Origin of the sequence: Streptomyces sp. NPDC052299, from assembly GCF_040679335.1 — a bacterium.
Lineage (GTDB): Bacteria > Actinomycetota > Actinomycetes > Streptomycetales > Streptomycetaceae > Streptomyces.
In genome coordinates, this window is sequence record NZ_JBFAUP010000018.1 from 57,721 (window position 1) to 78,329 (window position 20,609).

At 71.4% G+C, this 20,609-nt stretch carries 24 protein-coding genes, 1 pseudogene and 1 riboswitch; of the genes and pseudogenes, 24 read left to right on the forward strand and 1 reads right to left on the reverse strand.

Annotated features, from left to right (window positions below; genetic code table 11):
• Positions 1-11: 11 nt before the first annotated feature.
• The 18 genes from AB0L33_RS27135 (at position 12) to AB0L33_RS27220 (ending at position 13,652) form a co-directional block, all read left to right on the forward strand.
• Positions 12-605 (forward strand): hypothetical protein, encoded by a 594-nt coding sequence (locus AB0L33_RS27135; RefSeq protein ID WP_018521397.1) that lies wholly within the window; start codon positions 12-14, stop codon positions 603-605.
• A 157-nt stretch (positions 606-762) separates the two neighbouring features.
• Positions 763-1,197 carry a 30S ribosomal protein S16 gene (gene rpsP / locus AB0L33_RS27140; RefSeq protein WP_365685604.1) on the forward strand — a complete coding sequence of 145 codons (435 nt, stop codon included), beginning with the start codon at positions 763-765 and terminating at the stop codon, positions 1,195-1,197.
• A 2-nt stretch (positions 1,198-1,199) separates the two neighbouring features.
• Positions 1,200-1,439, forward strand: a complete 240-nt coding sequence (locus AB0L33_RS27145; protein WP_005311361.1) for an RNA-binding protein — start codon at positions 1,200-1,202, stop codon at positions 1,437-1,439.
• Positions 1,440-1,519: 80 nt separating this feature from the next.
• On the forward strand, positions 1,520-2,092 hold the full coding sequence (gene rimM, locus AB0L33_RS27150; protein WP_365685605.1) for a ribosome maturation factor RimM: 573 nt from the start codon (positions 1,520-1,522) through the stop codon (positions 2,090-2,092).
• Positions 2,092-2,913 (forward strand): tRNA (guanosine(37)-N1)-methyltransferase TrmD, encoded by an 822-nt coding sequence (gene trmD, locus AB0L33_RS27155; protein WP_365685607.1) that lies wholly within the window; start codon positions 2,092-2,094, stop codon positions 2,911-2,913. Before rimM ends, trmD begins: the two co-directional genes overlap by 1 nt.
• A gap of 128 nt (positions 2,914-3,041) precedes the next feature.
• Positions 3,042-3,392, forward strand: a complete 351-nt coding sequence (gene rplS / locus AB0L33_RS27160; protein WP_073963715.1) for a 50S ribosomal protein L19 — start codon at positions 3,042-3,044, stop codon at positions 3,390-3,392.
• A 45-nt stretch (positions 3,393-3,437) separates the two neighbouring features.
• Positions 3,438-4,208 carry a signal peptidase I gene (lepB, locus tag AB0L33_RS27165; RefSeq protein WP_365685609.1) on the forward strand — a complete coding sequence of 257 codons (771 nt, stop codon included), beginning with the start codon at positions 3,438-3,440 and terminating at the stop codon, positions 4,206-4,208.
• A complete protein-coding gene (gene lepB / locus AB0L33_RS27170) occupies positions 4,201-5,262 on the forward strand; it encodes a signal peptidase I (protein ID WP_365685610.1) in 1,062 nt (353 codons plus the stop codon). Before lepB (AB0L33_RS27165) ends, lepB (AB0L33_RS27170) begins: the two co-directional genes overlap by 8 nt.
• Entirely contained in the window at positions 5,144-6,070 is a 927-nt protein-coding gene (lepB, locus tag AB0L33_RS27175; RefSeq protein ID WP_365685709.1) for a signal peptidase I, read from the forward strand. The genes lepB (AB0L33_RS27170) and lepB (AB0L33_RS27175) overlap by 119 nt, the downstream gene beginning before the upstream one ends.
• A complete protein-coding gene (gene lepB, locus AB0L33_RS27180; protein ID WP_365685612.1) occupies positions 6,067-6,978 on the forward strand; it encodes a signal peptidase I in 912 nt (303 codons plus the stop codon). The genes lepB (AB0L33_RS27175) and lepB (AB0L33_RS27180) overlap by 4 nt, the downstream gene beginning before the upstream one ends.
• Positions 6,979-7,027: 49 nt before the next feature.
• Positions 7,028-7,777, forward strand: a complete 750-nt coding sequence (lepB, locus tag AB0L33_RS27185; RefSeq protein ID WP_365685614.1) for a signal peptidase I — start codon at positions 7,028-7,030, stop codon at positions 7,775-7,777.
• Entirely contained in the window at positions 7,767-8,255 is a 489-nt protein-coding gene (locus tag AB0L33_RS27190) for an NUDIX hydrolase (protein WP_365685616.1), read from the forward strand. The genes lepB (AB0L33_RS27185) and AB0L33_RS27190 overlap by 11 nt, the downstream gene beginning before the upstream one ends.
• A 63-nt stretch (positions 8,256-8,318) precedes the next feature.
• Complete coding sequence (locus AB0L33_RS27195) at positions 8,319-8,627, forward strand: DUF2469 domain-containing protein (protein WP_043444228.1); 309 nt, start codon at positions 8,319-8,321, stop codon at positions 8,625-8,627.
• An 84-nt stretch (positions 8,628-8,711) separates the two neighbouring features.
• Positions 8,712-9,071: a YraN family protein gene (locus AB0L33_RS27200; protein WP_365685618.1), complete on the forward strand. Its 360-nt coding sequence runs from the start codon at positions 8,712-8,714 to the stop codon at positions 9,069-9,071.
• Position 9,072: 1 nt separating this feature from the next.
• Entirely contained in the window at positions 9,073-10,698 is a 1,626-nt protein-coding gene (locus AB0L33_RS27205) for a YifB family Mg chelatase-like AAA ATPase (protein WP_365685619.1), read from the forward strand.
• A gap of 68 nt (positions 10,699-10,766) precedes the next feature.
• Positions 10,767-11,945 carry a DNA-processing protein DprA gene (dprA, locus tag AB0L33_RS27210; protein ID WP_365685620.1) on the forward strand — a complete coding sequence of 393 codons (1,179 nt, stop codon included), beginning with the start codon at positions 10,767-10,769 and terminating at the stop codon, positions 11,943-11,945.
• Between the two features lie 195 nt (positions 11,946-12,140).
• A complete protein-coding gene (whiG, locus tag AB0L33_RS27215) occupies positions 12,141-12,977 on the forward strand; it encodes an RNA polymerase sigma factor WhiG (protein ID WP_365685622.1) in 837 nt (278 codons plus the stop codon).
• 102 nt (positions 12,978-13,079) lie between these two features.
• Positions 13,080-13,652 carry a helix-turn-helix domain-containing protein gene (locus AB0L33_RS27220; protein ID WP_365685710.1) on the forward strand — a complete coding sequence of 191 codons (573 nt, stop codon included), beginning with the start codon at positions 13,080-13,082 and terminating at the stop codon, positions 13,650-13,652.
• Positions 13,653-13,756: 104 nt separating this feature from the next.
• On the opposite strand, the pseudogene AB0L33_RS27225 reads toward AB0L33_RS27220, so the two are convergent.
• Positions 13,757-14,203, reverse strand: a pseudogene (locus AB0L33_RS27225) (M23 family metallopeptidase); the annotation flags it as partial.
• Between the two features lie 418 nt (positions 14,204-14,621).
• Here AB0L33_RS27225 and rpsB point away from each other — a divergent pair.
• The 6 genes from rpsB to rlmN all read left to right on the forward strand — a co-directional run bounded on the left by rpsB (position 14,622) and on the right by rlmN (position 20,399).
• Positions 14,622-15,524 carry a 30S ribosomal protein S2 gene (rpsB, locus tag AB0L33_RS27230; protein ID WP_365685624.1) on the forward strand — a complete coding sequence of 301 codons (903 nt, stop codon included), beginning with the start codon at positions 14,622-14,624 and terminating at the stop codon, positions 15,522-15,524.
• Positions 15,525-15,621: 97 nt separating this feature from the next.
• Positions 15,622-16,458 carry a translation elongation factor Ts gene (gene tsf / locus AB0L33_RS27235; protein WP_143625982.1) on the forward strand — a complete coding sequence of 279 codons (837 nt, stop codon included), beginning with the start codon at positions 15,622-15,624 and terminating at the stop codon, positions 16,456-16,458.
• Between the two features lie 156 nt (positions 16,459-16,614).
• Positions 16,615-17,391, forward strand: a complete 777-nt coding sequence (gene pyrH / locus AB0L33_RS27240) for a UMP kinase (protein ID WP_018102372.1) — start codon at positions 16,615-16,617, stop codon at positions 17,389-17,391.
• 157 nt (positions 17,392-17,548) lie between these two features.
• Positions 17,549-18,106 carry a ribosome recycling factor gene (gene frr / locus AB0L33_RS27245; protein ID WP_018102371.1) on the forward strand — a complete coding sequence of 186 codons (558 nt, stop codon included), beginning with the start codon at positions 17,549-17,551 and terminating at the stop codon, positions 18,104-18,106.
• A complete protein-coding gene (locus AB0L33_RS27250; protein WP_365685625.1) occupies positions 18,106-19,203 on the forward strand; it encodes a phosphatidate cytidylyltransferase in 1,098 nt (365 codons plus the stop codon). The genes frr and AB0L33_RS27250 overlap by 1 nt, the downstream gene beginning before the upstream one ends.
• 89 nt (positions 19,204-19,292) lie before the next feature.
• Positions 19,293-20,399, forward strand: a complete 1,107-nt coding sequence (rlmN, locus tag AB0L33_RS27255; protein WP_143625978.1) for a 23S rRNA (adenine(2503)-C(2))-methyltransferase RlmN — start codon at positions 19,293-19,295, stop codon at positions 20,397-20,399.
• 71 nt (positions 20,400-20,470) lie between these two features.
• Positions 20,471-20,587, forward strand: a riboswitch (TPP riboswitch).
• Positions 20,588-20,609: the final 22 nt, after the last annotated feature.

A 20,609-nucleotide genomic window follows, 5' to 3' on the forward strand; every position in this document is an offset into this window, starting at 1 on the left:
TTGGTCACGACGTGAGCACGACACCACCTGTACTTGCCGCAGAGCTGGCGCAGGCGTGGGCCGACATTCAGCGGTACCACCCCGAGCTGCCCGATCTCGCCGCACCCGAGTCCCTGATCGGAGAGTCCTCGTCCGCCTGTGGCGCCGAGCTCTCCTTCGAGCGACTGCTCCACGAGGCAGTCCACGGCATCGCCGCCGCCAGAGGTGTCCGCGACACCTCACGCGCCGGCCGTTATCACAACCGACGATTCCTGGCGATCGCCGAGGAGCTGGGCCTCGACCATGCCGAGGAGCCCCATCCCAGCAGCGGCTTCTCGCTGGTCACGCTCAACCCCGAGGCGAAGCGCCGCTACCGGCCGACAACCGAACGGCTCCAGCGCGCGCTCAAGGCGCACACGGTGGCCACCGCCGCCGACACGAAGCGCTCCTTCCGCGGCCCGGCCGCCCGGCACGGCTCCTCCGGAGGGGGCGTCCGGGTCAAGGCCGTCTGCGACTGCGGCCGCAACGTGCGCGTGGTCCCCTCGGTCCTCGCCCAGGCGCCGATCGTCTGCGGCGGCTGCGGAAAGCCGTTCAGAATCCCGGAGACCGCGGTCGCGGTGGGGTGAGCCGACGGGGTGTGGCACAATGGCTAGCTGTACTCGACAGTCGCACAGGACCCCTCTCTCCTCCGGCTGACGCGTCCATCGGGCACCCGAGTACCGCAACCCCACGTGGCATCTTCGTTGTGCCCAACCACGTCATAGACCAGGAGACACCACTTCCGTGGCAGTCAAGATCAAGCTGAAGCGTCTGGGCAAGATCCGTTCGCCTCACTACCGCATCGTCGTCGCCGACTCCCGTACCCGCCGTGACGGCCGGGCCATCGAGGAGATCGGTCTGTACCACCCGGTGCAGAACCCGTCTCGCATCGAGGTCAACTCGGAGCGTGCGCAGTACTGGCTGTCCGTCGGCGCCCAGCCGACCGAGCCGGTCCTCGCGATCCTGAAGCTCACCGGCGACTGGCAGGCGCACAAGGGCCTCCCGGCCCCCGCGCCGCTGCTGCAGCCGGAGCCCAAGGCCGACAAGCGCGCCCTGTTCGAGGCCCTCACCGGCGACGGTGAGGAGTCGAAGGGCGAGGCCATCACGCCGAAGGCGAAGAAGGCCGACAAGAAGGCGGACGAGGCTGCTGCCGCCTCCGCCGAGTCGACCGAGGCCTGAGCATGCTCGAGGAGGCTCTCGAGCACCTCGTGAAAGGCATCGTCGACAACCCCGATGATGTGCAGGTCGCCTCGCGCAACCTGCGCCGTGGCCGTGTGCTCGAGGTCCGGGTCCACCCCGACGACCTCGGCAAGGTGATCGGCCGCAACGGCCGCACCGCACGCGCGCTGCGTACCGTCGTGGGCGCCATCGGCGGCCGTGGCATCCGCGTCGACCTCGTCGACGTGGACCAGGTTCGCTGACAGAAGTTGAACACCGGCACGGGCCGGGGAGGGCCAAGCGCCCACCCCGGCCCGTCGTCGTACGACAGGAGAGACATAAGGTGCAGTTGGTAGTCGCGCGGATCGGTCGCGCCCACGGCATCAAGGGCGAGGTCACCGTCGAGGTGCGCACGGACGAGCCGGAGCTGCGGCTCGCGCCCGGCGCCGTCCTGGCCACCGACCCCGCCACGGCGGGCCCGCTGACGATCGAGACCGGCCGGGTGCACAGCGGCAGGCTGCTGCTGCGCTTCGAGGGCGTGAAGGACCGTACGGCCGCCGAGGCGCTGCGCAACACCCTGCTGATCGCCGACGTCGACCCGGCGGAGCTCCCGGAGGACCCCGAGGAGTTCTACGACCACCAGCTGATGGACCTGGACGTGGTCCTCGCCGACGGCACCGGGATCGGGCGGATCACCGAGATCACGCACCTGCCCTCGCAGGACCTCTTCATCGTGGAGCGGCCGGACGGCAGCGAGGTGATGATCCCCTTCGTGGAGGAGATCGTCACCGAGATCGACCTGGAGGAGCAGCGCGCGGTGATCACCCCGCCGCCCGGCCTGATCGACGCGAGCGAGGCGGTCGTGGCCTCCGCGCGCGAGGAAGCGGAGCCCGCGCCGAAGGCCGAGGACGCCTGATGCGGCTCGACGTCGTCACGATCTTCCCCGAGTACCTGGAACCGCTGAACGTCTCCCTGGTCGGCAAGGCCCGTGCGTCCGGACGCCTCGACGTCCATGTGCACGACCTCCGCGACTGGACGTACGACCGGCACAACACCGTGGACGACACCCCGTACGGTGGCGGCCCCGGCATGGTCATGAAGACCGAGCCCTGGGGCGAGGCCCTGGACGAGGCCCTGGCGGACGGTTACGAGGCCGGTGCGCACGCCCCGGTCCTCGTGGTGCCCACGCCGAGCGGCCGGCCGTTCACGCAGGAACTCGCCGTCGAGCTCTCCGAGTGCCCCTGGCTGGTCTTCACCCCGGCCCGCTACGAGGGCATCGACCGGCGGGTCACCGAGGAGTACGCCACCCGGATGCGGGTGGTCGAGGTGTCCATCGGCGACTACGTGCTGGCGGGCGGGGAAGCCGCAGTGCTGGTGATCACCGAGGCGGTGGCCCGCCTGCTGCCCGGCGTCCTCGGCAACGCGGCCTCCCACCAGGACGACTCCTTCGCCCCCGGCGCGATGGCCAATCTGCTGGAGGGTCCCGTCTACACCAAGCCGCCCGAGTGGCGTGGCCGGTCCATCCCCGATGTGCTGCTCAGCGGCCACCACGGGAGGATCGCGCGCTGGCGGAGGGACGAGGCGCTGCGCCGTACGGCCGCCAACCGGCCCGACCTGATCGAGCGGTGCGAGGCGTCCGGCTTCGACAAGAAGGACCGGGAGATGCTGTCCATCCTCGGCTGGTCCCCGGAGCCGGGTGGCCGATTTTGGCGCAGGCCCGAGGCCGTGGAAGAATAGGCCGCTGCTGTCCGTCCGGCGTGCGCCCCTGCCACAGGGGGACACGACGCCCGTCCGACGCGACCGGCCCCTAGCATTCATCACTCTCCCGTCGATGACCTGTGGCATCGGCGAAGAAAGCAGACAACATGGCTTCCCTGCTCGACGACGTCAATGCCGCGTCGCTGCGTACCGACATCCCGGCCTTCCGCCCGGGTGACACGGTCAACGTTCACGTCCGCGTGATCGAGGGCAACCGCTCCCGTGTCCAGCAGTTCAAGGGCATCGTCATCCGCCGCCAGGGCGCGGGCGTCAGCGAGACCTTCACGGTCCGCAAGGTCTCCTTCAGCGTCGGCGTCGAGCGCACCTTCCCGGTGCACAGCCCGATCTTCGAGAAGATCGAGCTCGTCACCCGCGGTGACGTCCGTCGCGCCAAGCTGTACTTCCTCCGTGAGCTGCGCGGCAAGGCCGCGAAGATCAAGGAGAAGCGCGACCGCTGAGCTGACTGCCTCGTCCACAGGGTGTCCGGTTAAGCTCGGGCCCCGATGGACACGCAAGCAGAACTCCAGGAGCGCGATCTCTCCTCCGCACCCGATCCGGGTCCGGGGGAGGGGTCGCGCTCTTCGCGTGTCCGCGACCGGATCGCCGGGCTGAGGTCCTGGCGCGGCGTGCTCGCGCTCGGCGCGGTCTGCGCGGTGTTCGTGCTCCTCTTCAGCACCTTCGTGGTGCAGCCCTTCCTGATCCCCAGCGGTTCGATGGAGCGGACGCTCCGGGTGGGCGACCGGGTGCTCGTCAACAAACTGGCGTACCGCTTCGGCGGAGAGCCCCGCCGAGGTGACGTGGTCGTGTTCGACGGCACCGGCTCGTTCGTGCGCGAGGGGGCGGAGCAGAACCCCGTCACCGCGCTGCTGCACGGAGCCGCGGCGTCCCTCGGGCTCACCGAGCCGGCCGAGACCGACTTCGTGAAGCGGGTGGTGGGCGTGGGGGGCGACCGGGTGGTCTGCTGCGACGCGCGGGGCCGGATCGAGGTGAACGGCCGGCCGCTGGACGAGGACTACCTCTTCCCGGGGGACGCGGCCTCGAAGGTGCCGTTCGACATCGTGGTGCCGGAGGGCACCCTGTGGATGATGGGCGACCACCGCTCCCGTTCCCGGGACTCCCGGGACCACCTGGGGGAGCCCGGCGGCGGCGTGGTGCCGGTGGACCGGGTGATCGGGCGGGTCGACTGGTTCGGCTGGCCGCTGGGCCGGGTGGGCTCGCTGCCGGGGACCGCCGCCTTCGACGCCGTACCGGCGCCCGGTCCGTCGCATGGGTAGCCACGGGCGCCGCGGTGCCCCGGCGGCGCAGGAAGGGGCGCGCTCCCTGCCCACCCGGGCCGAGCGGCGCAAGCTGGCCCGCAAGGTGAAGCGGAAGCGCCGCCGATCGGCGATACGGGAGATCCCGCTGCTGATCACGGTGGCGTTGCTGATCGCGCTCGTCCTGAAGACCTTCCTGGTGCAGGCGTTCGTGATCCCGTCCGGGTCGATGGAGCAGACCATCCGGATCGGTGACCGGGTGCTCGTGGACAAGCTGACGCCCTGGTTCGGTGCCAAGCCGCAGCGCGGCGACGTCGTCGTGTTCCACAACCCCTCGGACTGGCCGCCGCCGACCCAGGAGACGTCGGGCGAGTCACCCGTCGTCGTCAAGCAGGTGAAGCAGGTGCTCACCTTCGTCGGGCTGCTGCCGTCGGACGACGAGCAGGATCTGATCAAGCGGGTCGTGGCGGTCGGCGGCGACACCGTGAAGTGCTGCGCGTCGGACGGGAGGCTCCTCGTCAACGGCGTGGCGGTCGAGGAACCGTACGTCTATCCAGGGGATTCACCCTCCACCATCAAATTCGAGGTAAAGGTTCCGGCGGGCCGGCTCTTCGTCATGGGGGACCACCGCTCCAATTCCGCCGATTCGCGCTTCCACATGGACGAGACGGCGGACGGCACGATCTCCGAGGACGCGGTCGTGGGGCGGGCCAAATGGATCGTCTGGCCCTTCGGACACTGGGCCGGCCTGGAGGAGCGCGCGGCGTTCGCCTCGGTCCCGGACGCGCGCGCCGGTACGGGGGCGGCCTCGGGGCCGTCGAATAGTGTGTCCAGTGATCCAGGCGGATCGATCCGGCTCCCGACCCCTGCGGAACTCCCGCTCGTTATGGGAGTGGTGGGCCTGCGCCGGCTAGGGCGCGGGCGGTGGCACGGAGTAAGGAGTGGATGTGGGGGATTTGGCGGTCGGCGCACGATCCGGACACGACGAACCCGAGGACCGGCCGGGACGTCCGGCACATTCCGAGCCCGCCGGTGCGGCGGAGGACGGGACGACGGTGAGCGGGGCGGACAGTGACGGCGGCGCGTCCGGGGGCAGCACGGCCCGGAAGAAGAATCCCCGCCCGTTCTGGAAGGAGCTGCCGCTCCTCATCGGCGTCGCCCTCGTTCTGGCGCTGCTGATCAAGACGTTTCTGGTGCAGGCGTTCTCGATTCCGTCGGACTCGATGCAGAACACGTTGCAGCGGGGCGACCGGGTCCTGGTGGACAAGCTGACGCCGTGGTTCGGTTCGGAGCCGGAGCGCGGCGAGGTCGTCGTCTTCCACGACCCGGGCGGCTGGCTGGAGGACAGCCAGGCCCCCGAGCCGAACGCGGTGCAGAAGTTCCTCAGCTTCATCGGCCTCATGCCCTCGGCCGAGGAGAAGGACCTGATCAAGCGGGTCATCGCGATCGGCGGTGACACCGTGGAGTGCAAGAAGGGCGGCCCGGTCCAGGTCAACGGAAAGGCGCTGGACGACAAGTCCTTCATCTTCGAGGGCAACAGCGCCTGCGACGACGAGCCGTTCGGGCCGATCAAGGTGCCCAAGGGCCGCATCTGGGTCATGGGCGACCACCGGCAGAACTCCCTGGACTCGCGATACCACCAGAACCTGCCGGGCAACGGCACCGTCTCCAACGACGAGGTGGTCGGCCGGGCCATCGTGATCGCGTGGCCGGTCAGCCGCTGGGCGACCCTCCCGATCCCGAAGACCTTCGACCAGCCCGGCATCAACGCCGCCGCCGCGGCGGCCCCCGGGGTGATCGGCCTCGCGGGGGCGGTGCCCCTGGGGCTCTGGCGCAGGCGGCGCCGGACCACGACCGCCGGCACAGTGAGGAACGACGCGTGAGCGACCTGGCAGACGGGGCACAGTCCGAACAGGCGCGGTCCACGGAGCCTTCCGCCGCCGAGCCGCCCGCCGCCGAGCCCGCGGCCGCAGAGCCTTCCGCGGCCGCGCCGGAGGCCGGCGAGGACACGGAGCCGCAGACCGGCAAGAAGAAGAGCAACCGGCCGTTCTGGAAGGAACTGCCGCTCCTCATCGGCATCGCGCTCGTCCTGGCCCTGTTCATCAAGACGTTTCTGGTGCAGGCGTTCTCGATTCCGTCGGACTCGATGCAGAACACGTTGCAGCGGGGCGACCGGGTCCTGGTGGACAAGCTGACGCCGTGGTTCGGTTCGGAGCCGGAGCGCGGCGAGGTCGTCGTCTTCCACGATCCGGACGGCTGGCTGGACGATGAGCCGACCCCGAAGCCCAATGCCGCCCAGAAGTTCCTGAGCTTCGTCGGGCTGATGCCGTCCGCCGAGGAGAAGGACCTGATCAAGCGGACGATCGCGGTCGCCGGTGACACCGTGGAGTGCAAGAAGGGCGGCCCGGTCGAGGTCAACGGCAAGGCGCTCACCGAGCCGTACATCTTCCCCGGCAACAGCGCCTGCGACGACATGCCCTTCGGGCCGTTCAAGGTGCCGGACGGCAAGATCTGGGTGATGGGCGACCACCGCCAGGACTCGGCGGACTCGCGCTACCACACCAGCGACGCGAACAAGGGCTTCGTGCCGGTGAGCCAGGTCGTGGGCCGGGCCGTGGTCGTCGCGTGGCCGGTGAACCGCTGGTCCGTGCTGTCCGTCCCGGACACCTTCGACCAGCCCGGGATCAGCGCCGCGGCCGGTGCCGCACCGGGCGTCCTGGGGCTCGCGGGCGCGGTTCCGTTCGTGCTCCGGCGCAGGCGGAGGCTGACCGCCGGACGTACTGCCGGGTAGGGTGCCCACGCGGATCAGCGATTGTCGATCTCCGATGGGGGACGCCGGTATGGGTGCAACAGGTCGTACGGACGACGGCCGCGGCCGGCTCGGCAGCAGGCTGTCCGGGGCGGCGGTGGCGCTCGGCTGCCTGCTCTTCCTCGGCGGCTTCGTCTGGGGCGCCTTCGTCTACCAGCCGTACACGGTGCCCACCGGGTCGATGTCACCGACGGTCGACGCGGGCGACAAGGTCCTCGCCCAGCGCGTGGACGGCGACGAGGTCCGGCGCGGTGACGTCGTGGTGTTCAACGACCCGGAGTGGGGCAACACCCCCATGGTGAAGCGGGTCGTCGGGGTCGGCGGCGACAAGATCGCCTGCTGCGGCAAGGACGGCCGCCTCACGGTCAACGGCATACCCATGGACGAACCGTATCTGCGGTCGCCCGGCCGGAGCTCGGCCCAGGACTTCACCGCCGAGGTCCCCCCGGGCCGGCTCTTCCTGCTGGGCGACGACCGCACGGTCTCGCTGGACTCCCGGGTCCACCTGGAGGACGCCGTGCACGGCTCGGTGCCCCGGTCCGCCGTGGAGTCCAGGATCGACGCCGTCGCCTGGCCGCTGGGCTCCATGATCGACCGGCCCGAGGCGTTCGCCGCGCTGCCGGGCGGCGTCTCGTCGCCCGGGCCGCTGGGGCTCCAGCTGACCGCCATGGCGGTGGGCATCGTGCTCATCCTCGGCGGAGCGGCGTACGGCCCGCTCGCGGCCCGTGCCGCGCGGCCGAAGCGGAGTGCGAAGCCCGAGGCGGCCGCCGGTGTCCGCTGAGGTACGCAGGGTCGCCCGCCTGGTGCTCCTCGATCCGGACGACCGGATTCTGCTGATGCACGGCTTCGAACCGGAGGACCCGTCCCGCACCTGGTGGTTCACCCCGGGCGGCGGCCTGGAGGGCGACGAGACCCACGAGCGGGCGGCGCTGCGCGAGCTGGCCGAGGAGACGGGGATCACCGACGCCGAACTGGGCCCGGTGATCTGGCGGCGCTCGTGCTCCTTCACCTTCGACGGCCGGCGGTGGGACCAGGACGAGTGGTACTTCCTGGCCCGTACGGAACGGACCGAAACGGACACCAGCGGCCACACGTGGCTGGAACGCCGAAGTGTCACGGGGCTGAGGTGGTGGACCTCCGCCGAACTGTCGGCGGCGCGTGAGACGGTGTACCCCACCGGGCTCGCCGACCTGCTCCGGAGGCTGCTCGACGAGGGCCCTCCGCGTACGCCGGTGGACCTGGCCCCCGGAAGCGGCTGAGCGGACGGGGCGCCGGAGCCCGGCGCACAATGGGGAAACGCACGGCTGAAGGGGAACATGCCAATGAGCGCCGAGGACCTCGAGAAGTACGAGACCGAGATGGAGCTGAAGCTCTACCGGGAGTACCGCGATGTCGTCGGTCTGTTCAAATTCGTGATCGAGACCGAACGGCGCTTCTACCTCACCAACGACTACGAGATGCAGGTGCACTCGGTCCAGGGCGAGGTGTTCTTCGAGGTGTCCATGGCGGACGCCTGGGTGTGGGACATGTACCGGCCCGCCCGGTTCGTGAAGCAGGTGCGCGTGCTCACGTTCAAGGACGTCAACATCGAGGAGCTCAACAAGAGCGATCTCGAACTTCCGGGTGGCTGAGTTATCCACAATCGCCCGCCTGTCCACCAAGATCCACTGAAGTAGGGCGGACGCGTCAGAGTCGGTGCCGGAGGTGGTGCCGACATGAACGCACGGGGGGCTCTCGGGCGGTACGGCGAGGATCTGGCGGCGCGGCTGCTGACCGACGCCGGCATGTCCCTTCTGGAACGGAACTGGCGCTGTCGCGCCGGTGAGATCGACATCGTCGCGATGGACGGGGACGCGCTCGTCATCTGCGAGGTGAAGACCCGCAGATCGGGCGCGTACGAGCATCCGATGGCCGCGGTCACCCCGGCGAAGGCCGAGCGGCTGCGGCGGCTGGCCGCGCTCTGGCTGGAGCGGAACGGCGGCCCGCCGCCGGGCGGGGTGCGCATCGACCTGGTCGGGGTGGTGCTGCCCGAGCGCGGAGCGCCCCTGGCCGAGCACGCGCGGGGGGTGGCCTGAGATGGGGTTCGCACGTGCCTGCTCGGTCGCCCTGGTCGGCGTCGAGGGCGTGGTGGTGGAGGTCCAGGCGGACCTGGAGGCCGGTGTGGCGGCGTTCACGCTGGTGGGGCTGCCGGACAAGAGCCTGGTGGAGAGCCGGGACCGGGTCAGGGCGGCGGTGGTCAACTCCGGGGCCCAGTGGCCGCAGAAGAAGCTCACCGTGGGGCTCTCCCCGGCCTCGGTGCCCAAGGGCGGCTCGGGCTTCGACCTGGCCGTCGCCTGTGCGGTGCTGGGCGCGGCGGAGCGGATCGACCCCGAGTCGATCGCCGACGTGGTGATGATCGGGGAGCTGGGTCTCGACGGCCGGGTGCGCCCGGTACGGGGTGTGCTCCCCGCGGTCCTGGCGGCGGCCGACGCCGGGTACCGACAGGTGGTCGTCCCGGAACAGACCGCGGGCGAGGCGGCCCTCGTCCCCGGCGTCTCCGTCCTCGGGGTGCGCAGCCTGCGGCAGCTGATCGCGGTGCTGTGCGACGAACCGGTGCCGGACGAACAGCGGTCCGAGGACGAGGGCCGCCCCGACCCGATGCTCGCCGGGCTGATGGTGCCCGGTGCCGGGCTGGGCACCGGCCTCGCGAGGGGCCCGGCGGGCGGGGAGGGCGGCCGGCCGGACCTGGCGGACGTGGCGGGTCAGGAGCAGCCGCGCAAGGCCCTGGAGGTCGCCGCGGCCGGTGGCCACCATCTGCTGCTGACCGGTCCACCGGGTGCCGGCAAGACCATGCTGGCCGAGCGCATGCCCGCGATCCTGCCGCCGCTCACCCGGCAGGAATCCCTCGAAGTGACCGCCGTCCACTCGGTGGCCGGCATCCTGCCGCCGGGTGAGCCCCTGATCGCCCGGCCGCCGTACTGCGCCCCGCACCATTCGGCGACCATGCAGTCGCTGGTCGGCGGGGGCAATGGACTGCCCAGGCCGGGGGCCGTCTCGCTCGCCCATCGCGGAATCCTCTTCCTGGACGAGGCGCCGGAATTTTCCGTGAAGACACTGGACGCGCTGCGCCAGCCGCTGGAGTCCGGGCACGTCGTGGTGGCCCGCAGTGCGGGGGTGGTCCGGCTGCCGGCCCGGTTCCTGATGGTGCTCGCCGCCAATCCGTGCCCCTGCGGGCGGCACACCCTGAGCGGTGGGGGCTGCGAGTGCCCGCCGTCGGCGGTGCGGCGGTACCAGGCCAGGCTCTCCGGACCCCTGCTCGACCGGGTGGACCTCAGGGTGACCGTCGCACCGGTCACCCGGGAGGACCTGATGGGGCGGGGCGGCCGGGGCGAGTCCACGGCGACCGTCGCCGCGCGGGTGCGGGAGGCCAGGGAGCGCGCCGCCGAGCGGCTGGCCGGCACGCCCTGGACGACCAACAGCGAGGTGCCCGGCCATGAGCTGCGGACCCGGCTGGCCGCGGCCCCGGGCGCGCTGATGGTGGCCGAGCGGGACATGGAGCGCGGACTGCTCACGGCCCGGGGCCTGGACCGGGTGCTGCGCGTGGCGTGGACGGTCGCGGACCTGCGTGGCGCCGCCCGCCCCGACGCCTCGGACGTGACGGCGGCCCTGGAGCTGCGTAGCGGCATCTCGCGCGGGGTGCCGCTGGGGGTGGGTGCGCCGTGACGGGGCGCGAGGCAGGCGGGCCGGGGTACGGCGCGGGCCCGGGTGCGGGAGGAGACGCGGGCGCGCGGGTGGGCCCCGTGGCAGCCGGGGGCGCGGGCGCGGCGGAGCGGCTGGCCCGGGCGGCGCTGACCCGGGTGCTGGAGCCCGGCGACGAGCGGGGCGGGCGGTGGCTGCGGGAGTGCGGCGCGGCCGGGCTGTGGCGGCGGATCACGGACCCGGCCGGGGAGGCGGAGCGGCTGCCCGGCATGACGGTACGGCGGCTCGCGGGTTACCGGCTCCGGGCCGCCCGGGCCGACCCGGAGCGGGACCTGGCCGCCGTCGCCGCGGTCGGCGGGCGATTCGTCTGCCCCGGCGACCGCGAGTGGCCGACCCAGCTGGACGACCTGGGCGACGCGCGGCCGACCGGGTTGTGGGTGCGGGGCGGGCCCGATCTGCGGCTCTGGGCGCTGCGCTCGGTCGCCGTGGTCGGCGCCCGCGCCTGCACCCCGTACGGGGCCCACATGGCGACGACGCTGGGCGCGGGGCTCGCGGAGCGCGGCTGGGTGGTGGTCTCGGGCGCCGCCTTCGGGGTGGACGGCGCGGCACACCGGGGCGCGCTGGCGGCGGGCGGGGCGACGGTCGCGGTGCTGGCCTGCGGGGTGGACGTGGCCTATCCGCCGGGCCACGCCGAGCTGATCGCCCGGGTCGCCGGGCAGGGGCTCGTCATCGGTGAGCTGCCACCGTCCGAGCACCCCACGCGCAGCCGGTTCGTCCTGCGGAACAGGGTGATCGCCGCGCTGACCCGGGGGACGGTGGTCGTGGAGGCGGAGTACCGCAGCGGTTCGCTGGCGACGGCTCGGGTCGCGCGGCGGCTGGGGCGCTTCACGATGGGGGTTCCGGGGCCGGCGACCAGCGGCCTGTCGGCCGGTGTCCACGAACTCCTGCGCGGGGAGGCCGTACTGGTGACGGACGCCGCCGAAGTGGCCGAGCTGGTGGGCGACATGGGGGACCTGGCTCCCACCAGGAGCGGTCCGGTGCTGCCCCGGGACCTGCTGGACGCCGTTGCCGGGCGGGTGCTGGAGGCGCTTCCGGCGCGCGCCGCCGTCGATGCCCGGGAGGTGGCGCGGGGCGCCGGGACCAGCGCCGACGAGGCCCTCGGCAAGCTGTACGAACTGCACTCACTGGGATACGTCGAACGTGCGGGCGAGGGCTGGAGATTGACGAGGAGGGCGACTTGCCGGGACGACGCGCGGCGAGGCGGTTCTTGACCTGGGGCATTCGGGTGAAAAGGTGATGCCGATGACCTCGGCGGACGCTTCCAGGGTGACTCCGGGGCCGGTGAGCGCCCGGTCGGCATCCTCTATCCTGCGCGCACCGCGACAACCCAGTCACGCTACGCTCACAAGGATTCCGCCCCAGAGACAAGTCCCAGTACTTCACGGCAGAACGGCTCAAGGCACCACATGCCCCCTCACACCTCCGGGTCTGACCGCGCGGCAGTACCACCGGCTGCGCGTGGCACTGTGCGCCCTCCCGCCCCGTCCTCGCTCGACGAGTTGTGGCGCTCGTACAAGACGACCGGTGACGAACGGCTGCGGGAGCAGCTGATCCTGCACTACTCACCCCTGGTCAAGTACGTCGCCGGGCGGGTGAGCGTGGGCCTGCCGTCCAACGTCGAGCAGGCGGACTTCGTCTCGTCCGGGGTGTTCGGGCTGATCGACGCGATCGAGAAGTTCGACGTCGAACGCGCCATCAAGTTCGAGACCTACGCGATCACCCGCATCCGGGGCGCGATGATCGATGAACTCCGGGCGCTGGACTGGATTCCCCGCTCGGTGCGGCAGAAGGCGCGCGCCGTCGAACGCGCCTACGCGACGCTGGAGGCGCAGCTGCGCCGCACCCCGTCCGAGGCGGAGGTCGCGGCGGAGATGGGCGTCACGCTGGACGAACTGCACGCCGTCTTCAGTCAGTTGTCCCTGGCCAACGTGGTCGCGCTGGAGGAGCTGCTGCACGTGGGCGGCGAGGGCGGTGACCGGCTGAGCCTGATGGACACGCTGGAGGACACCGCCGCCGACGACCCGGTGGAGGTGGCGGAGGACCGCGAGCTGAGACGGCTGCTCGCCCGGGCGATCAACACCCTCCCGGACCGCGAGAAGACGGTCGTCACGCTCTACTACTACGAGGGCCTGACCCTCGCGGAGATCGGCAACGTCCTCGGGGTCACCGAGAGCCGGGTCAGTCAGATCCACACCAAGTCGGTGCTCCAGCTCCGCGCGAAGCTGGCGGACGCCGGGCGCTGAGCCGGTCGGCCGGGCACCCGCACGGTCACCTCGGCCCGCACGGGTACCTCTCGGCGGCGGTCGCCGTAGAGTGGAGGCGTGCCCAGGATTCGAGCGGCCTCCGTGGCCGAGCACCGGACCATGCAGCGCGGCGCCCTCCTGGACGCAGCGCGCTCCCTGCTGTCCGAGGGGGGCACGGAAGCGCTGACCTTCCCCGCCCTCGCGGAACGCACGGGCCTCGCCCGGTCCTCCGTCTACGAATACTTCCGCTCCCGCGCCGCCGTAGTCGAGGAGCTCTGCGCCGTCGACTTCCCCGTCTGGGCGGCCGAGGTGGAGAGCGCGATGGAGCGGGCGGGGACGCCCGAGGGGAAGATCGAGGCGTACGTCCGGCGCCAGCTCGACCTGGTCGGGGACCGGCGCCACCGGGCCGTGGTCGCGATCTCCGCCAGCGAACTGGACGCGGGCGCGCGCGAGAAGATCCGGGCCGCGCACGGCGGGCTCGTCGCCATGATCGTGGAGGCGCTCGGTGACCTCGGCCACGCGGAGCCCCGCCTCGCGGCCATGCTGCTCCAGGGCTCCGTGGACGCCGCCGTCCGGCGCATCGAGCTGACCGTGGCGGAGGAGCCCGGGGTCATCGCCGACACCGCCGTCGCCATGATCCTCGACGGCGTCCGGGGCGCCGCCGCGCGCGACTGACCCCGCCGCGACGGCCGCGACCACCACCACGGCGCGGCGAGCACCACCAGCAGGGCGGGGGCGGACGCCCCGCGCCCGATCGGCGTCCCGGTCTCCGGCGGCTCCGGCAGCGGCACGCCGTACACCGGCAGCAACCGCGAAGGGCCGCGCCGCAGCAGGGCCGGCGGCAGCAGCGACAGCGGGTCCAGATACGCCTCTCCCCGGCGCAGCCCCCAGTGCAGGCAGCCCGCCGCGCAGTGGAACGGCCCCGCCTCCAGTACGGCCACCGCCTGGCCCGCCGTGACCTCGTCGCCCTCCGCGACCAGCGGGCGCACCGGCTCGTACGTCGTCCGCAGCGGTGGGTCGCCCGTCCCCGCGAGCTCGACGGAGACCACCCCGCGCCCGGCGACCGTTCCCGCGAACGAGACCCGGCCCGCGGCGGCGGCCCGCACCTCGGTGCCCGGCGCGGCGGCCAGGTCCACGCCCCGGTGGCCCGGCCCGTAGGGACCGGCGGGCGGCTCCCATCCCCGTACCACCGAAGGCCGCCCCGCCAGTGGCCAGACCCGTTCCCCGCCGCCGGGGCCGTCCTCTTGGGCCAGGGGGAAGCTCCCGGCCGCCACCGCGGTGCCCGGCCACCCGCCCCACGCCGTCAGCGCGGCGAGCACGACGGCCCAGGGCACCCACCACCGCACCCGTTCGCATGTGATTCGCATGGCACCACCGTCCCCCCGGGCCCCGCCCGCGTAGGGATCATGAGCCGGATCTGTGGACTACCGGCCGGTTGTGGACAGCGCCGTCACCCGGGACCCGGACGGTCCCGTACACTTCTTCAGGCGACCCGGGTCACCGGGTCGACTTCGCACGCCCCGCCACCACCCGTTCAGCGGAGGTGGCCGCGCCCCTCGGTCCCTTGCGGCACGGCGCGCCGGGGCGTCAGGCGCGACAGCAATCCTGCTGCCGCGACAACCGAGAAAACCAAGGAGTACGGCCATGGCCGTCGTCACGATGCGGGAGCTGCTGGAAAGCGGCGTCCACTTCGGTCACCAGACCCGTCGCTGGAACCCGAAGATGAAGCGCTTCATCTTCACCGAGCGCAACGGCATCTACATCATCGACCTGCTCCAGTCGCTGTCGTACATCGACCGCGCCTACGAGTTCGTCAAGGAGACCGTCGCGCACGGCGGCTCCATCATGTTCGTGGGTACGAAGAAGCAGGCCCAGGAGGCCATCGCCGAGCAGGCGACGCGCGTCGGCATGCCGTACGTCAACCAGCGCTGGCTCGGTGGCATGCTCACCAACTTCTCCACCGTCTACAAGCGCCTCCAGCGCCTGAAGGAGCTGGAGCTCATCGACTTCGAGGACGTGGCCGCCTCCGGCCTCACCAAGAAGGAGCTCCTGGTCCTCTCCCGCGAGAAGGCCAAGCTGGAGAAGACCCTCGGTGGTATCCGCGAGATGCAGAAGGTGCCGAGCGCCGTCTGGGTCGTCGACACCAAGAAGGAGCACATCGCCGTCGGTGAGGCGCGCAAGCTCCACATCCCGGTCGTCGCGATCCTCGACACCAACTGCGACCCCGACGAGGTCGACTACAAGATTCCGGGCAACGACGACGCGATCCGCTCCGTCACCCTGCTCACCCGCGTGATCGCCGACGCCGTCGCCGAGGGCCTCATCGCCCGCTCCGGCGCCGCCACCGGCGACTCGAAGCCGGGCGAGAAGGCCGCCGGCGAGCCCCTCGCCGAGTGGGAGCGTGACCTGCTCGAGGGCGACAAGAAGGCCGACGCCGAGGTTCAGTCCTCCGCCGAGACCGAGAAGGACGCCGACGCCGACGCGAAGCCGGCCGCCATCGCCGCCGAGCAGGCCGAGACCCCGGCCGCGGACGCCGAGCAGGCCTGACACCCGTCACGGCTGAAGACGGCGGGGGCCGGTGCACTGGCACCGCCCCCGCCGTCCACCCGTAGATCTTTCAGACTTCGAGAGAGAACACAGACTCATGGCGAACTACACCGCCGCTGACGTCAAGAAGCTCCGTGAGCTCACCGGCGCCGGCATGATGGACTGCAAGAAGGCGCTCGACGAGGCCGACGGCAACGTCGACGGCGCCGTCGAGGCGCTGCGCATCAAGGGCCAGAAGGGCGTCGCCAAGCGCGAGGGCCGTTCCGCCGAGAACGGCGCGGTCGTCTCCCTCGTCTCCGAGGACAAGACCTCCGGCGTTCTGGTCGAGCTGAAGTGCGAGACCGACTTCGTCGCCAAGGGCGACAAGTTCCAGGCCGTCGCCAACGCCCTCGCCGCGCACGTCGCCGCGACCTCCCCGGCCGACATCGAGGCGCTGCTCGCCTCCGAGATCGAGCCCGGCAAGACCGTCCAGGCGTACGTGGACGAGGCCAACGCCAACCTCGGCGAGAAGATCGTCCTGGACCGCTTCGCGCAGTTCCAGGGTGCCTTCGTCTCGGTCTACATGCACCGCACCATGCCCGACCTGCCCCCGCAGATCGGTGTCATGGTCGAGCTGGACAAGGCCGACGCCGACCTGGCCAAGGGCCTCGCCCAGCACATCGCCGCCTTCGCGCCGAAGTACCTCTCCCGCGAGGACGTCCCGGCCGAGGTCGTCGAGGCCGAGCGCCGCGTCGCCGAGGAGACCACCCGCGCCGAGGGCAAGCCCGAGGCCGCGCTCCCGAAGATCGTCGAGGGTCGCGTCAACGGCTTCTTCAAGGAGGCCACCCTCCTCGGCCAGCCGTACGCGCTGGACAACAAGAAGTCGGTCCAGAAGGTTCTGGACGAGGCCGGTGTCACCCTGAAGCGCTTCACGCGCATCAAGGTCGGCATCTGAGTCCGTCCGCGAAAAACGGCGGACCCGGTAGGGTCTGGTGCAGTCGACGGCCGCACACCGCCGTACGACCGCAGATCTGACGAGGAGGCCATTGCCGCAAGGGACACCAGACCCACCGGCAATGGCCTTCTTCGTATGTGCACGAGGAGAATCCCCATGAACAAGGGCGCGGACGCCGCCAAAGACGACGACAAGCGCGAGGACGGCAAGGTGCGCGGACGCTTCATGCTGAAGCTGTCCGGAGAGGCGTTCGCCGGCGGCGGGGGCCTCGGTGTCGACCCCGATGTCGTGCACGCCATCGCCCGGGAGATCGCCGCGGTCGTCCGGGACGGCGCGGAGATCGCGGTCGTGATCGGCGGCGGCAACTTCTTCCGCGGCGCCGAGCTCCAGCAGCGGGGCATGGACCGGGCGCGCTCCGACTACATGGGCATGCTCGGCACCGTGATGAACTGCCTCGCCCTCCAGGACTTCCTGGAGAAGGAGGGCATCGACTCGCGCGTCCAGACCGCCATCACCATGGGCCAGGTCGCGGAGCCGTACATCCCGCTGCGCGCCGTGCGGCACCTGGAGAAGGGCCGCGTCGTGATCTTCGGCGCGGGCATGGGCATGCCGTACTTCTCCACCGACACCACCGCCGCCCAGCGGGCCCTGGAGATCGACGCCGAGGCGCTGCTCATGGGGAAGAACGGCGTGGACGGGGTCTACGACTCCGACCCGAAGACCAACCCCGCCGCGGTGAAGTTCGACGCGCTGGAGTACAGCGAGGTGCTCGCCCGCGACCTCAAGGTCGCCGACGCCACCGCCATCACGCTCTGCCGTGACAACGAGCTCCCGATCCTCGTCTTCGAGCTCACCGCCGCGGGCAATATCGCCCGCGCCGTCAAGGGTGAGAAGATCGGCACGCTCGTGAGCGACCAGGACACCCGCGCCTGACCACCGGCGCGTCCACCGGTGAGGCCCGGTGGAACAGGGGCGCGGGACCGCCCCGGAAGATGGACAACGGCCTGCCGGTCGGACACCGTGCAGGTGAGAACGCGACGCAGGACCCGCCGGGCCCGCCGGGCCCGTTCAAGACACGCAGGAGCACGTGGTGATCGAAGAAACCCTCCTCGAGGCCGAGGAGAAGATGGAGAAGGCCGTCGTCGTCGCGAAAGAGGACTTCGCCGCGATCCGCACCGGCCGTGCGCACCCGGCGATGTTCAACAAGATCGTCGCCGACTACTACGGTGCGCCGACCCCGATCAACCAGCTGGCCTCTTTCTCGGTGCCCGAGCCCCGTATGGCCGTCGTGACGCCGTTCGACAAGACCGCGCTGCGCAACATCGAGCAGGCCATCCGCGACTCGGACCTCGGCGTCAACCCGAGCAACGACGGCAACATCATCCGGGTCAACTTCCCCGAGCTGACCGAGGAGCGTCGCCGCGACTACATCAAGGTCGCGAAGACCAAGGCCGAGGACTCCAAGATCTCGATCCGGGCCGTCCGCCGCAAGGCCAAGGAAGCCCTCGACAAGCTGGTCAAGGACAAGGAGTCCGGCGAGGACGAGGTGCGCCGCGCCGAGAAGGAGCTCGACGACACCACCGCGAAGTACGTCGCGCAGGTGGACGAGCTGCTGAAGCACAAGGAAGCCGAGCTGCTCGAAGTCTGATGAACGACTCTTCCTGGGGCGCTCCGCAGGGCGCCGGCCACCGGGTCGCGCCGGAGATGCAGGGTGCTGCGGCGGGTCCTGCCTACGATGTGCACGACGCCCAGCAGACTCGGCCCATGCCCATCGTGCCGGACGTTCCCGACGCAGGTAGAGACGCTGAAGACCGTGATCACCGGGACCAGGGGGCCGGACGCCTGAGCGGCGGCCCCCTGTTCCGCGACGAGAAGCCGCAGGAGCCCATGCCGACCGCCCCGCCGCCCCCGCCCCCGCCGCCGCAGAAGAAGCGCGCGGGCCGGGACCTGGGCGCCGCCATAGGGGTCGGCCTGGGGCTCGGAGCGCTGGTCGTCGTCTCGCTCTTCGTCGTCAAGGAGGTCTTCGTCGGCGTCATCGTGCTCGCCGTCGTGGTCGGCCTCTGGGAGCTCACCTCCCGGCTGGAGGAGCGCAAGGGCATCAAGGCGCCCCTCGTACCGCTCGCCGTCGGGGGCGCCGCCATGGTCGTCGCCGGGTACGCGCGTGGGGCCGAGGGTGCCTGGATCGCCATGGCCCTGACCGCTCTGGCGGTGCTCGTGTGGCGGATGGCGCAGCCGCCCGAGGACTATCTCAGGGACGTCACCGCGGGCATCTTCGCCGCGTTCTACGTGCCTTTCCTGGCCACCTTCGTCGCCCTGCTCCTGACCGCCGACGACGGGCCGCAGCGGGTGCTGACCTTCCTGCTGCTGACCGTGGTCAGCGACACGGGGGCGTACGCGGTCGGCTGGCGGTTCGGCAAGCACAAGCTGGCTCCGCGCATCAGCCCCGGCAAGACCCGTGAGGGCCTGTTCGGGGCGGTCGCCTTCGCCATGGTGGCCGGTGCGCTGTGCATGCAGTTCCTGGTCGACGACGGTTCCTGGTGGCAGGGGCTGCTGCTGGGCCTCGCGGTCGCGGCCAGCGCCACCCTGGGGGACCTGGGCGAGTCCATGATCAAGCGGGACCTCGGCATCAAGGACATGGGCACGCTGCTGCCCGGCCACGGCGGAATCATGGACCGGCTGGACTCCCTGCTGCCGACCGCCCCGGTGGTCTGGCTGCTGCTCGTGCTGTTCGTCGGCTCCGGCTGACCGGCTCCGGCCTGCGGTTTTCCGTGCGAAGGCCCGTCGTCCACAGGGCGGCGGGCCTTCGCCGTTCCGTCTGCGACACTGGAAGAACCATGCCTAAGCCCGGAGAACTCACTTTCGTCGCGCCCCGCGGAGCCAAGAAGCCGCCGCGGCACCTCGCCGACCTCACGCCCGCCGAGCGCAGGGAGGCCGTCGCCGCGATCGGCGAGAAGCCGTTCCGCGCCCAGCAGCTCTCGCAGCACTACTTCGCGCGGTACGCGCACGACCCGGCCGAGTGGACGAACATCCCGGCCGGATCGCGGGACAAGCTCGCCGAGGCGATGTTCCCCGACCTGATGTCCGTCGTGCGGCACATCAGCTGCGACGACGACACCACCCGCAAGACCCTCTGGAAGCTGCACGACGGGACGCTCGTCGAGTCCGTCCTGATGCGCTACCCGGAGCGGGTCACGATGTGCATCTCCTCGCAGGCCGGCTGCGGGATGAACTGCCCGTTCTGCGCGACCGGACAGGCCGGTCTCGACCGCAACCTCTCCACCGCGGAGATCGTCCACCAGATCGTGGACGGCATGCGGGCCCTGCGCGACGGCGAGGTCCCCGGCGGCCCCGCCCGGCTCTCCAACATCGTGTTCATGGGCATGGGCGAGCCGCTGGCCAACTACAACCGCGTCGTCGGAGCGATCCGCCGGCTGACCGACCCGGAGCCGGACGGGCTCGGCCTCTCGCAGCGCGGGATCACCGTCTCCACCGTCGGCCTGGTGCCCGCGATGCTGCGGTTCGCCGACGAGGGGTTCAAGTGCCGCCTCGCCGTCTCGCTGCACGCCCCGGACGACGAGCTGCGCGACACCCTCGTGCCGGTGAACACCCGGTGGAAGGTGCGCGAGGTGCTGGACGCCGCGTGGGAGTACGCGGAGAAGTCGGGCCGCCGCGTCTCCATCGAGTACGCCCTGATCCGCGACATCAACGACCAGGCGTGGCGCGGCGACCTGCTGGGCCGTCTCCTCAAGGGCAAGCGGGTCCACGTCAACCTCATCCCGCTGAACCCGACGCCCGGCTCCAAGTGGACCGCCTCACGGCCCGAGGACGAGCGGGCGTTCGTGGAGGCCATCGCGAGCCACGGCGTGCCGGTCACCGTCCGCGACACCCGGGGCCAGGAGATCGACGGCGCCTGCGGGCAGCTGGCGGCCTCCGAGCGCTGAGGGGAAGGGGCCCCGGACGCCCGGGGCCCCGGCCGAAAACGGCCGTGTAGCCTGGGGCCGAAATCAACTGCATATTCCGACAGGGGAGCGCCACAGCGCTGAGAGTGCGGCACCAAGGACAGGTTGGCCGCAGACCCTCTGAACCTCGCCCGGGTCATTCCGGGTAGGAAGTTCGGACCATACTCAAGCTGTTGCGCCCTGCCCGCTTCC